General features: G+C 51.1%; 14 protein-coding genes and 1 tRNA gene. 7 read left to right on the plus strand and 8 right to left on the minus strand.

What is annotated here, in order from left to right:
- Positions 1 to 33 precede the first annotated feature (33 nt).
- The 3 genes from GOB58_RS04205 to ruvX all read right to left on the minus strand — a co-directional run bounded on the left by GOB58_RS04205 (position 34) and on the right by ruvX (position 2,055).
- Positions 34 to 423, minus strand: a complete 390-nt coding sequence (locus GOB58_RS04205; protein ID WP_173559440.1) for a hypothetical protein — start codon at positions 421 to 423, stop codon at positions 34 to 36.
- 191 nt (positions 424 to 614) lie between these two features.
- Positions 615 to 1,439, minus strand: coding sequence for a hypothetical protein (locus tag GOB58_RS04210; protein WP_173559441.1), 825 nt, complete (start codon positions 1,437 to 1,439; stop codon positions 615 to 617).
- A gap of 142 nt (positions 1,440 to 1,581) precedes the next feature.
- Positions 1,582 to 2,055, minus strand: coding sequence for a Holliday junction resolvase RuvX (gene ruvX, locus GOB58_RS04215; protein WP_086636249.1), 474 nt, complete (start codon positions 2,053 to 2,055; stop codon positions 1,582 to 1,584).
- An 81-nt stretch (positions 2,056 to 2,136) separates the two neighbouring features.
- Between ruvX and gatC the strand changes: the two genes are divergently transcribed.
- The 4 genes from gatC (at position 2,137) to GOB58_RS04235 (ending at position 5,569) form a co-directional block, all read left to right on the plus strand.
- Positions 2,137 to 2,424, plus strand: a complete 288-nt coding sequence (gatC, locus tag GOB58_RS04220; RefSeq protein ID WP_086555352.1) for an Asp-tRNA(Asn)/Glu-tRNA(Gln) amidotransferase subunit GatC — start codon at positions 2,137 to 2,139, stop codon at positions 2,422 to 2,424.
- 1 nt (position 2,425) lies between these two features.
- On the plus strand, positions 2,426 to 3,913 hold the full coding sequence (gene gatA / locus GOB58_RS04225) for an Asp-tRNA(Asn)/Glu-tRNA(Gln) amidotransferase subunit GatA (protein WP_173559442.1): 1,488 nt from the start codon (positions 2,426 to 2,428) through the stop codon (positions 3,911 to 3,913).
- A complete protein-coding gene (gene gatB, locus GOB58_RS04230; RefSeq protein WP_086636247.1) occupies positions 3,910 to 5,364 on the plus strand; it encodes an Asp-tRNA(Asn)/Glu-tRNA(Gln) amidotransferase subunit GatB in 1,455 nt (484 codons plus the stop codon). The genes gatA and gatB overlap by 4 nt, the downstream gene beginning before the upstream one ends.
- Positions 5,365 to 5,477: 113 nt before the next feature.
- Positions 5,478 to 5,569: transfer RNA gene (locus GOB58_RS04235), tRNA-Ser, on the plus strand.
- A gap of 28 nt (positions 5,570 to 5,597) precedes the next feature.
- Here GOB58_RS04235 and GOB58_RS13325 read toward each other — a convergent pair.
- The 5 genes from GOB58_RS13325 to aroE all read right to left on the minus strand — a co-directional run bounded on the left by GOB58_RS13325 (position 5,598) and on the right by aroE (position 9,380).
- Entirely contained in the window at positions 5,598 to 5,888 is a 291-nt protein-coding gene (locus tag GOB58_RS13325; RefSeq protein ID WP_173559526.1) for an HNH endonuclease, read from the minus strand.
- The gene (locus GOB58_RS04245) at positions 5,885 to 6,220 is read right to left on the minus strand and encodes a hypothetical protein (protein WP_173559443.1); all 336 of its coding nucleotides are present in this window, start codon (positions 6,218 to 6,220) and stop codon (positions 5,885 to 5,887) included. Before GOB58_RS04245 ends, GOB58_RS13325 begins: the two co-directional genes overlap by 4 nt.
- 456 nt (positions 6,221 to 6,676) lie before the next feature.
- On the minus strand, positions 6,677 to 6,979 hold the full coding sequence (locus GOB58_RS04250; RefSeq protein ID WP_173559444.1) for a hypothetical protein: 303 nt from the start codon (positions 6,977 to 6,979) through the stop codon (positions 6,677 to 6,679).
- Positions 6,980 to 7,032: 53 nt separating this feature from the next.
- Positions 7,033 to 8,508: a sugar porter family MFS transporter gene (locus tag GOB58_RS04255; RefSeq protein ID WP_173559445.1), complete on the minus strand. Its 1,476-nt coding sequence runs from the start codon at positions 8,506 to 8,508 to the stop codon at positions 7,033 to 7,035.
- A gap of 11 nt (positions 8,509 to 8,519) precedes the next feature.
- The gene (aroE, locus tag GOB58_RS04260; RefSeq protein WP_086636217.1) at positions 8,520 to 9,380 is read right to left on the minus strand and encodes a shikimate dehydrogenase; all 861 of its coding nucleotides are present in this window, start codon (positions 9,378 to 9,380) and stop codon (positions 8,520 to 8,522) included.
- A 141-nt stretch (positions 9,381 to 9,521) separates the two neighbouring features.
- Between aroE and cobU the strand changes: the two genes are divergently transcribed.
- The 3 genes from cobU (at position 9,522) to GOB58_RS04275 (ending at position 12,420) form a co-directional block, all read left to right on the plus strand.
- Complete coding sequence (gene cobU, locus GOB58_RS04265; RefSeq protein ID WP_173559446.1) at positions 9,522 to 10,085, plus strand: bifunctional adenosylcobinamide kinase/adenosylcobinamide-phosphate guanylyltransferase; 564 nt, start codon at positions 9,522 to 9,524, stop codon at positions 10,083 to 10,085.
- A gap of 142 nt (positions 10,086 to 10,227) precedes the next feature.
- Positions 10,228 to 10,821 (plus strand): PadR family transcriptional regulator, encoded by a 594-nt coding sequence (locus GOB58_RS04270; RefSeq protein WP_173559447.1) that lies wholly within the window; start codon positions 10,228 to 10,230, stop codon positions 10,819 to 10,821.
- Positions 10,822 to 10,965: 144 nt separating this feature from the next.
- On the plus strand, positions 10,966 to 12,420 hold the full coding sequence (locus GOB58_RS04275; protein WP_173559448.1) for an NAD-dependent succinate-semialdehyde dehydrogenase: 1,455 nt from the start codon (positions 10,966 to 10,968) through the stop codon (positions 12,418 to 12,420).
- Positions 12,421 to 12,503 lie beyond the last annotated feature (83 nt).

Genomic DNA, 12,503 nt, shown 5'->3' on the forward strand with positions numbered 1-12,503 from the left:
TCCTGCCTCCTTTTCAGGAAAGCAGGCATGTTTTCAGATCAGAAAACTCTGTGCTCTTGGTGGTCTGAGTAAGGGGGCACACCTGGTGCCTGTAAATGTGGTCTGAGAAAAATGGACAAAAACCATTCGGGTTAATGGCTTTGTATCGCCGTGCAGACCCACCACAGCAGGTAAAGGCACGGCACAAACCCCTGTGGCAACCGAGCAGCATTTATCCTGCCCGGGCAACGTCGGCTGCTCACCACCCTTATGCCGGGGAGCATCGACAGGCACTGTCTGAGGCATAACCATATGTGATGAACAGTGATGCTGCACCATAACCGGCATCTTAGCCTGTGCAGGCACAACAGAGAACCACAGCCCTGCCTGCACAAACAGACAAATGAACAGACCAGTCAGAAATCTGGCGCAATGCCTGATCATGACCAAATGCCTCTGCCGGGTATGGTTACGCAATATCATGCCCTTTATATACCCCATGGGGGCATATAAATCCAGATTTTTCTGAAATCTCTTTCAGGCAAAAAATACGAATAGGCACAAAAAACTCAGCTCTCTCAGCGGATCATATTATTCAGAGCTAACCCGCTGAGCAGAACGATACCTCTCAGATTTTACTGTTTAGTGCTGCCACCTGAAAAGGTGTTTTTAATACCTTTACCGGCATCATCACCCCACTCTCCAACTTTGTGAGCGGCATCAACTGTACCATTTTTGGTAGCGTTCCAGCCTTTCTCGGTGCCGTGTTTCGTCGCGTCCCAGCCCTTCTCAGAAACAGACTTTGTCTTATCCCACGCTTTATCGGCCCCTTTGCTGGTGGCATCCCAGCCTTTCTCAGTGCCGTGCTTCGTCGCGTCCCAGCCCTTCTCAGAAACAGACTTTGTCTTATCCCACGCTTTATCGGCTCCTTTGCTGGTAGCGTTCCAGCCTTTCTCAGTGCCGTGCTTCGTCGCGTCCCAGCCCTTCTCAGAAACAGACTTCGTCTTATCCCACGCTTTATCGGCTCCTTTGCTGGTGGCATCCCAGCCTTTCTCAGTGCCGTGCTTTGTTGCGTCCCAGCCTTTCTCAGTGCCGTGCTTTGTTGCGTCCCAGCCCTTCTCAGAAACAGACTTCGTCTTATCCCACGCTTTATCGGCTCCTTTGCTGGTGGCATCCCAGCCTTTCTCAGTGCCGTGCTTTGTTGCGTCCCAGCCCTTCTCAGAAACAGACTTTGTCTTATCCCACGCTTTATCGGCCCCTTTGCTGGTGGCATCCCAGCCTTTCTCGGTGCCGTGCTTCGTCGCGTCCCAGGCTTTATCTGTGCCGTTTTTCGTAGCATTCCAGGCGCGCGTCAGAGCACCCGGCTCCTGCTGGGGCTGTGTCTGGGCCTGCACGTGAGCCACAGACACTACAGTGACGGCAGCACCAAACATTGTAGCCACAACGGTACGAATTTTCATAAAAGCCTCCCGGCTGGTTTAATAAAACATCTCATAAACAACAACGATAACAGGCGAACAGAACACGGGATGTACCCTGATCTGTTATAAAGTCGTTACGCAGAAGGTTAAGCTTCTCACAACATATATCCGGATACAATACTCAGGTATTATCGCGGGCAAGACTATCAAGTGCTGCCTGCAAAATATAAGCGGCGGCCAGCTGGTCGACCACATCTGCCCGTTTCCTGCGCGAAAGATCGGCCTCATCAATGAGCATACGGTTTACCGCTGCGGACGAAAGGCGCTCGTCCCACAGGCAGGCGGGCAGACCAGTCTGCACCGTCAGTTCCAGCGCCCAGTCTCTGACAGCCTGAGCCGCCGGCCCGAATGAACCGTCAAGGGATAATGGCATACCGATCACCATTCCTGCAACCTCGTGCTCCTGAGCAAGAGTGCGCAGCGCAGCAGCCATGGCACCCAGCCGGCCCCGTTTTATGGTTGCAAACGGCGTGGCCACCATGCGCGAAACATCAGAAAGTGCCAGGCCGACCTGTTTTTTACCCGGGTCTATGCCCAGCAGACGGGCATGACGGGGAAGAGCCGAACAGAGTTCAGAAAAAGTAAGAAGTGTCATTGCACACACCGGTATGTTGCCACGAGCGCAATTATGCTAGAGTTTTTTTTTCTGAATACAGCCTGAAGAGGGTCTGCCACCATGTCGCTCGACATTGCGACCACACGACGCATTGCAAAACTGGCCCGTATTGGCCTTGCAGATGATGAACTTGAAACCGTCCGCCAGAAGCTTGACGGCATTCTTGACTGGTTTAACCAGCTCTCCGAAGTGAATGTCGAGGGCATAGCACCAATGGTTGGCACAGAGACGGAAGCCATGCGACAGCGTGAAGATGTCGTTACGGATGGCAACTGTCAGGAGGCCGTCCTGTCCTGTGCGCCAGATAAATCTGGTCCTTTTTACACAGTACCCAAGGTTATTGAATAAGATGCTCACCGGACTGACACTCACCGAAGCCCGCGCAGGCCTCGCTGCGCGCAAATTTTCTGCGCGCGAACTTGCAGCCGCGCATCTCAGTGCCATTAACAGCCTGAACCCCAAACTGAACGCTTATATTACGGTTATCCCTGAAAAAGATGTTCTCGCTGCTGCCGATTCTTCTGATGCGCACTACGCCGCTGGCACAGCCCGCCCGATGGAAGGTCTGCCAATAGGCATTAAAGACCTTTTCTGCACCAGAGGTGTTAAAACCACAGCAGCCAGCAAAATGCTTGCTGATTTTATTCCGCCTTATGAAAGCACTGTCACAGCACAGCTGCTTGCCTCGGGCTCTGTCTTCCTTGGCAAAACAAACCTTGATGAATTTGCTATGGGGTCAGCTAATATTAACTCTGCTGCCGGTCCTGTTGTCAGCCCATGGCAGCGTAAGGGTGACGAAAAAGCGGCTCTGGTTCCCGGCGGGTCATCAGGCGGGTCAGCTGCCGCTGTTGCTGCCGGCCTCGCGCTTGCCGCTACCGGCACTGACACAGGCGGCTCTATTCGTCAGCCAGCCGCCTATTGTGGCATTGTTGGCCTGAAGCCAACCTATGGCCGGTGCAGCCGCTGGGGCACAATTGCCTTCGCAAGCTCGCTTGACCAGGCCGGGCCAATGACCCGCACCGTGGCAGATGCTGCCCTGATGCTTGAAGCCATGGCTGGCTTTGATGAAAAAGACAGCACAAGCGCAAATAAACCCGTGCCGGCTTTTTCAAAAGCTGTCGGTAAAAGCGTCAAAGGCCTGCGCGTTGGTATTCCGGCTGAGTATCGCGCCCCCGGCCTTGCCCCTGAAATTTCTGCCATATGGGAACAGGGCATTGCATGGCTACGTGAAGCCGGCTGTGAAATTGTTGATGTCTCTTTGCCACACACCAGATATGGCCTGGCAACATATTACATCATTGCCCCGGCCGAATGCTCATCAAACCTGGCCCGCTATGACGGCGTGCGCTTTGGCTCACGCGCAGAGGCACCGTCTCTCGACGAGCTGTACGAGCGCACCCGCGCTGAAGGCTTTGGCGAAGAAGTACGCAATCGTATTCTGATGGGCACTTATGTTCTGTCAGCCGGATATTATGATGCCTACTATCTGAAAGCACAGAAGGTCAGAAACCTGATCCGCCGTGACTTTACAGAAGCATTTGAAAAAGTTGACGTGCTGCTGGCACCAACTGCACCAAGCGCTGCATTTGCTCAGGGTGAAAATTCTTCTGACCCGGTACAGATGTATCTGAACGATATCTTTACCGTGCCTGCCAGCATGGCCGGCGTGCCTGCCCTCTCTGTGCCTGCCGGACTCGACAGCCAGGGACTGCCACTGGGGCTGCAGATTATCGGCCGCCATTTTGACGAAGAAACTGTACTGTCAGCCGGGAGTGTTATTGAAGCTGCCGCAGGCTTTACCCACAAACCCGCATTGTTTGCGGAGGCAGGTCTATGAGCTATACAATCGAAGGTAAAACCGGCATCTGGGAAATCGTGGTGGGCCTTGAAGTGCATGCCCAGATCGTCAGCAACTCCAAGCTGTTCTCAGGAGCCTCAACCCGCTTTGGTGGCGAGCCGAACTCGCAGGTGAGCCTGGTTGATGCGGCTTTCCCCGGCATGCTGCCTGTTATCAATAAAGAATGTGTCGCTCAGGCCGTGCGTACCGGCCTCGGGCTGAATGCCCGCATTAACCTGCAAAGCCGGTTTGATCGCAAAAACTATTTTTATGCTGATCTGCCTCAGGGCTACCAGATCAGCCAGTTCGAATACCCGATTGTTGGCGAAGGCACGGTAGAGATCGAACTGCAGAATGGCGAAACACGCCAGATTGGCATTACCCGCCTGCATATGGAGCAGGACGCCGGTAAGCTGCTGCACGACCAGGACCCGAGCCGCTCTTTTGTTGACCTGAACCGTTCAGGCATTGCCCTGATGGAGATTGTCAGCGAGCCGGATATCCGCGCCCCTGAAGAAGCCGGTGCCTACCTGCGCAAGCTACGTCAGATTCTACGCTATCTGGGCACCTGTGACGGCAACATGGAAGAGGGCTCAATGCGTGCTGACGTTAATGTCTCAGTACGCAAGGCTGGTGAACCTTTCCGCACACGCTGTGAAATTAAAAACGTTAACTCCATTCGCTTTGTGATGCAGGCTATTGAAGCAGAAGCCGTGCGTCAGATTGAGATCTGGGAAAACGGTGGCGAAGTTGACCAGGAAACCCGCCTGTTCGATGCTGCACGCGGTGAAACCCGCACCATGCGCTCAAAAGAAGATGCGCATGATTACCGCTATTTCCCCGACCCTGACCTGCTGCCTCTGGTCATTGAGCAGTCATGGGTTGATGAACTGAAAAAAGCCCTGCCTGAACTGCCTGATGCAAAAAGAGCCCGCTTCCAGCAGGAATATGGCATTACCTCTTACGATGCAGGCGTTCTGGTCGCTGAACAGATTACGGCTGACTTCTTTGAGACTGTCGCAAAAGGACGTGATGGTAAGCTGGCTGTCACATGGGTTACGGGAGACCTGTTCGCTGCCCTGAACCGCACGAGCCGCACCCTTGAAGACAGCCCTGTCAGCGCGGCTTCTCTCGGCAAAATGCTGGATCTGATTACTGATGGCACCATCAATGGCAAAATTGCCAAAGATGTTTTTGAAACCATGGTTGAAACCGGTGACGAACCCGAAGACATTGTGGAGAAAAAAGGCCTGAAACAGGTAACTGATACCGGCGTGATTGATACCGCTATTGATGACATCATGACAAAGCATGCCGATAAGGTTGCTGAATACCGTTCAGGCAAAGATAAACTCTTTGGCTTTTTTGTCGGTCAGGTCATGAAAGAAACTAAGGGCAAAGCCAACCCGGCTCTGGTCAATGAAGCGCTGAAAGCGAAGCTCGACCAGTAAAAAACAGGGAAAATATTTTCCCTGTAAAAATATGCTCAGGGGGGTTTGACGAAACGTCAGAAACCCCCTAAAAGCAGTCCTGCAAACGTCGTGTAACTTACACTCTTTTTTGCGGAGGGGTGGCCGAGTGGCTGAAGGCGACGGTTTGCTAAACCGTTATACGGGTTAAACCGTATCGAGGGTTCGAATCCCTTCCCCTCCGCCATTTTCTTAAAAACTCAAATTTTCTAAAACTATTTTCTCAGCTTTTCTCTGTGCTGACGAAGATATTTTTTTTGATTTTCATTCAGATCATACCGGATAGATGCACCCTGCGATATGCCCAGCGTCTGACAAGGATCATCTCCTAACTCTTTAGAAAAAAGCATCACGCCATTGTCTTCAAAGGATATAAGGTGCCTGTCGAATGCAGCGTCAATATTAGCAATTAATAGTAACCCATTATCAGCGTCCAGTCGCTCTTCGGGATTAGATTCACTCCACGACTTGATATGAGACGCACGTAGCAGCTCTGGAATTTTTATATTTGTAACGGCACACCCAGTGCCTGCCTCTCTGTTTCTGACAAAATTTTATTATTAAGAATATCCTCCTGATCGTTAATCATATTGCTTGCTACTGGAGAAAGAGAATCATTTCGTAAACTCCAAACTCCCTTACGTTCTTTAACAGGAGATACACGACGAAATAAACTACGACGTCCTTTGTACTGTCCAGTTTCAGGACATGCTTCCTGCAACCGTGCGCGAATGCTATTTACAGGTGTCTTACCTAAAGTTTCATCACGGTAGAGTTTTTTTATTTCTTCCAAAATATCTGGTGCAGTCGCTTCCCTGTTCAAAAGACCTGAGAGCATCAACGATCATATCAGTAGTAAGCGGCATTTATTGAAACCTCCAAACTCATCACATATAAATTTTTACTCTATAAAACTCTTTACCTTCACCTATAAAAAACCTACCATACTCATAATTAAAAATATTTATTCTCAAAAACCCCTTCATATTTTAAATGGATCACAATATGCGTGCTTTAATAAGTTTTTTAATTGTCATTATGGCTTATATCGCAAGTCAGATTTATTATTTTTTCGGCATGAAAAAACGATAAATACTTCTTCTTCACTTACACCCACCTGCCAGCCGCAGCAGCTCTTGCCAGCAGGCCGGACATTCACGAGATGCAGACCGTACTCTGAAGCGGGAGGCTTCTGTTTTGTAAAAATAAAAATCTCAAACAAAGGCGGTTATATTTTTCTAATCTGCTACGACATGCGCTGATACAAACAGCCCGGTTCCGACATATTTTACAACTACTCCGGCATAATATTCACATCATCTTTGTTAACGCCGTAAACACATTTCTTATTTTTGTAAGCTTGCTCTGCCTGGTGGTAATGCCTGTCTGAGATGCCACCAACAACAAGAGCATTCATCGTTTTAAGAGAATACACCACATCAAGGTGTAATTTTGTGGTTAGTGCCAGCAAAGAGCTCCGACATACAGCGCTGCCTTCATGATAGATAATCAGAGTGTTTTTGCCTTTTTCATTCTCATGACCTGAACAGGCAGATAAAAGACACAAAAACGCAGCGCTGATCATACGACACTTCATAATATTCACCACCACTCAGGTATGACGCCACAGACATCAGCAAACAACAGGGCTTATCGCCCTGTGTTATAAAACGTACCTTTGTGTAGCCTCTGTTCAATTTCCTCAAGTGTTGTACCGGCTGTTTCAGGCACAAAAGCCCATACAAAAACAAAAGACAGCACATTAATCAGGCCAAAAAGCCAGAAGGTGCCTGTTGTACCAAGTGCATTCACAAGCGTTAATGTAACAAGCGATACAACAGTATCAGACAACCAGACAGTCGCGCTGGCCAGGCCCATCGCTTTACCGCGTATTTCGAGCGGAAACACCTCTGAGGCAATCAGCCAGACAGCGACGGACAAAGATCCGAAATTGAAAAAGATATAACCCAGCAAAGCAGCAAGCATTACCACCATACGCAAACCGGCAATCGGCGCTGAACTAAGAAAAATGCTGCCCAGAACAAAAAGAGATAAAGCTGCAAAAGGCAACATAACCAGAAGCATCCGGCGCCGCCCGACACGGTCAATCAGGGCAATACCCATCATGGTTGTAATGGTCGAGGTCAGACCAATACCAACAGAGGTCAGCAGAGCAGCAGAACTCCCAAGTCCGGCCTGAGCCAGAATAATGGGAGCATAATAAACAACGACATTAGGCCCTGAGAGCTGAGAGAGCGCAGCAACCCCTAAAGCCGCGATAAGAGCCGGGCGAACCCATGCCTGCTTTAGTCCACTCCAGCCGCTCTCACCCGTCTGCTGCTCATGTGCGCTAAGCAGGTCATCCAGCTCCTGCCGAACCGGGTCATGATGCCCACGCAGACGATATAAAACAGCAATTGCCCGCTCCTCCTCATGATTATGAAGAAGCCAGCGGGGACTTTCCGGCAAGAAAAACATGCCCAAAGCAAGCAGAGCTGCAGGTATAACCCCGAGGTTAAACATCGTGCGCCAGCAATCAGATGGCCCGGCAAGCTCGTATCCGGTAAAAAATGCAACAAGCAAACCAAGGGAAAAAACCATCTGAAACAACGAGACGAGGCTGCCGCGTAATTCTGCCGGGGCAAGCTCAGCCACATAAACAGGGATAATTTGTGTCGTTGCCCCGACAGCGGCCCCCAGAAACAACCTGGCAATAATAAGTGTTGTCTGATCAGGTGCGAAACCACACCCGAGGGAAGCCGCTATAAAAACAGCCGCTGCACAGATTGTCGTGAGGCGACGACCATACCGGTCAGCCACCGGCCCGCTGATCAGAGCCCCCGCAACAGCACCCAGGTTAAGTGCGGCTGCTATCCACTCCTGCCCTGCCGTTGAAAGGGAAAAACTGCGCGTCACATAAATAAGGGCTGAGGCAATAATACCGGTGTCATACCCAAAAAGAAGCCCGCCAATGGCAGCAATTGCTGCTGCCATAATCACGTAACGCCGGGCCTCGCGTGAGCGGTCCTGAAGATGGGCAAACTGCGGAAGCAGTTTTCTGATACGTGCCCTGATTAAAGAGTGACGATTATGCTCCTCCTGAGAGGCCGGATGTGATGCGGGCATGACATGGCCTTTCAGTCAGATGAAACACCAAAAATCTCCTGAAGGGTGTTCACCATCGCATCTTCATTAAGTTTACGGCCCAGCCACAGCTCTGCACCGATAACACCCTGATTAACCAGCATACCAAGGCCATCCAGCGTTATGCAGCCACGTGATTTTGCCTCACGCAGAAATTTTGTTGCCGGTGGATTAGGGATAACATCTGCCACCACGACTCCCTGTGACAATGTGCCGAGATCAACAGGAGGCAGAGCCTCTTTATCTCCCAGACCAATCGAGGTGGCATTAATCACCACATCGGCGCCCTCCGGCACGGCAATATCACCCGACCAGGCAACAGCTTTTGCTTCACTTTTTGTATTTTTACGAATCAGCTCAGCAATAGCTTCTGCTTTTTCAGGCTTACGGTTGGCGATGGTAATATGCTTTGCACCGGCAAGGCCAAGTTCAACAGCAATGGCACGCGCCGCACCACCTGCACCAAGCAGCAGAATTTTCTTACCTGAAGGGTCAGTCACTTTCTTTAAGGAAGCAAGAAAGCCCTTACCATCAGTATTATTGCCAGTCAGCTTACCGTCACGGATGCTCACGCAGTTGACCGCACCAATAATGCTGGCTGATTCTGCAACCTCATCAAGATATTTAATCACTTCAACTTTATGGGGCAGCGAGCAGTTAAAACCCACCCACTCCATCGCCAGTGCACCTTTTACTGCACCTTCAAGATTTTCAGCTTTTACGTCACAGTTGATATACCGTGCATCGATACCATCATGCGCATAGGCAGCTTCCATCATGGCTACAGTTGGGTTATCCGCGCAGGGAGTTGAAAAAGATCCTGTCAGGATGGCGCGGAAATTTCTGTCTGTCATGAGATCGCTCCGGAAAGGTTAAAACTGTAACTTAAACCCCGTATCGCAATACATGATGAGTATGATGTCAAATAATTGTCGAACACATCCTGTTGAGGCGTGCAACTTTTTCACCACACAACACAGAAAGATACAGACGGAATGAACATTGCACCATCGCAGGGCTTATTATCTGCCACACTTATTCTTGGTGGTGCACGATCAGGCAAAAGTCGCCATGCAGAAGCACTGATAACTGCCCTTCCCTCCCCCTGGATCTATATTGCCACCGGGAGGGCCTTTGACGATGAAATGCGTGAGCGGATTGGCCATCATCAGGCCAGCCGGGCTGATGGCTGGCTGACTGAAGAAGAGCCTCTGAATATTGCCGCCTGCTTTAATAAATATGCCGACAAACCAGTGCTGCTTGACTGCCTGACATTATGGCTGACCAACCTGATTCTCGATGGCTGCGATACAGCACTGGCTACCCGACAGCTCATTGAATCACTGAAAAATCGTAAGGCTCCAGCCGTGCTGGTTGGCAATGAGGTGGGGCTTGGCATTGTGCCTGAAAATAAACTCGCCCGTCGTTTCAGAGATGAAGCCGGTCTGCTGCATCAGCAACTCGCCTTACATGTTGGCAAAGTTTTATTTGTGGCTGCCGGCCTGCCACTGACACTGAAAGACCAGCAACATCAAAATACCGGCCCTTTAATGCCCTGAAGGGCAAACTGGCCTGTAATTCACCACACTGCAGACAGACAGGAATAAACCCGCAGCCTCATCTGTCGTGACAAAAACCCGATACACATGCGATTCCCGATATATCTTGACATTAGATATATCGAGATATATATCGAGAATCATGAAACACAGAAAAAGACACGAAGGCGGTCGTCACCGCCACCACATGTTCTCCCCTGAAGGCGCAGAGCGCGGACACGGGCGTCACCATCGCCATCATCATGGCCGCGGCCATGGCAGCAGCCACCGCGAAGGGCGCGCCAGACTATTTGATTATGGCGAGATCCGCCTCCTCACTCTCAGCCTGATCGCTGAAAAACCAACCTATGGATATGAACTGATTAAAACGATTGAAGAGGCCTCAGGCGGCAGCTACACGCCCAGCCCGGGTGTTATCTACCCAACACTTACCTGGCTTGAAGAAGCCGGCTACATTCACCCCACAACCGATGAAGGGCGTAAAAATTACGGCATCACCCCTGAAGGGGCCGCTTTTCTGACAGCAAACCAGGCAGCTCTGGAGGAAATTCGTTCACGCAGCGGGTCAGATGAACATGGCAGACGCCGCGACCTCTCAACCCCACTGATGCGGGCCATGAAAAACCTTAAAACAGCTCTGCGCCTTCGCCTGCGTGATGGTGGCCTGGATATTGAAGCTGAGCAGAAAATTATCGCTTTACTGGATGAGGCTGCCCAGACTATCAGCCAGGCCTGACCTCTGCTCTACCATAAGCATATGCTTATACCTGCTGGTATGGACGTTACACTATTTTCTTCCTAGCATGGCACTGATTAACGACATTCTGTTCGTAAAACCCACTGCCGACGGGTCGTGTCACCCATGTTAAGGACCAGAGAAATGTCAGACCAACTTCTTAACGTCCAGCTTCTGATATCTGGCAAATGGCAGGATGCTGCCGATGGCCGGACCTTCCCTGTTCAGGACCCCGCAACAGGCGAAGTCATTGGCAAAGCGGCTTATGCTTCAAAGTCTGAGCTGGCTCTGGTCGCTGAGGGCGCGCAAAAAGGCTTTGCTGCATGGCGTGCTCTTTCCGCCTGGGACCGTTTTGTTATTATGCGTCGCGCTGCAGAATTACTGCGTGAGAGAGCAGAATCAATAGGCCGCATTCTCAGCCGTGAGCAGGGCAAACCGCTCGCCCAGGCTGTTATAGAAATACAGGCCGCAGCAAATGTTATCGAATATTTCGGTGAAGAAGGCCGCCGCCTTAATGACACGCTGGTACCAGCCCGCGAGGCTGACATTGAGCAGCGCGTGCTGCACCGCCCCGTTGGCGTTGTCGCTGCCTTCACACCATGGAACTTCCCGGTTAATCAGATTGCCCGTAAACTTGGCGCCGCACTGGGAGCCGGGTGCTCAGTTATTGTCAAAGCCCCTGAAGATACTCCGGCTTCTCCGGCTGAACTCCTGCGCACATTCCTCGATGCAGGTATTCCGGCAGGCGTTGTTTCCCTCGTTTATGGTAACCCTGCAGAAATTTCAGAATATCTGATTGCGCATCCGGTTGTCAGAAAAATCTCCTTCACCGGGTCAACACCGGTTGGCAAACATCTGGCAGCCCTTGCCGGAGCACAGATGAAGCCCGTAACAATGGAGCTGGGAGGACATGCTCCCGTTATCATCTGCGCCGATGCTGACCTGGATGCCGCGGCTGAACGCCTGTGCGCTGCCAAATTCCGCAATGCCGGGCAGGTATGTATTTCTCCGACACGCTTTATGGTCGACCGCACTGTCGTTAAAGCCTTCACTGAAAAACTTAAGGCTCGCATGAGCGCACTTAAAACAGGGCGCGGCCTTGATGCTGGTGTAACCCTGGGCCCGCTGGTTAACGAGCGTCGTCTTAACGCCATTAAAGAACTTGTTGAAGATGCTCGTCAGCACGGTGCGACGATCTGGCAGCCTGATGTTTCACTGCCTTCATCTGGTTATTTTCACCCTCCGGTCCTGGTCATTAACCCGGAAGAAACTGCGCGCATCCTGCACGAGGAACCTTTTGGGCCCGTTATTATTCTCACAGAATTTACCACACTGGCAGAGGCTGTTGCTGAAGCAAACCGCCTGCCCTATGGCCTTGCAGCCTACGCATATACACGTGATGAACGCACGCAGCGTTTGCTGGGAGAAAAAATAGAAGCCGGGATGATCTCCATTAACTACTCCGGCCTTGGACTGCCTGAAGTGCCATTTGGTGGCATTAAAGACTCAGGCTATGGCACTGAGGGAGGCCCGGAGGCACTGCGGGCGCATACTTACCTTAAGCTCGTGACAAGCAAACAGGCTCCTGCTGATTTTTAAGCCAGCCGAACCAGGCCCCTGTTAAACTCAGGGCCTGACGTCATGTTCGCCGTTCACAGGTTTACCGATAAAGTAACCTGTGA

It is taken from the genome of Acetobacter thailandicus (assembly GCF_011516655.1).
Lineage (GTDB): Bacteria > Pseudomonadota > Alphaproteobacteria > Acetobacterales > Acetobacteraceae > Acetobacter > Acetobacter thailandicus.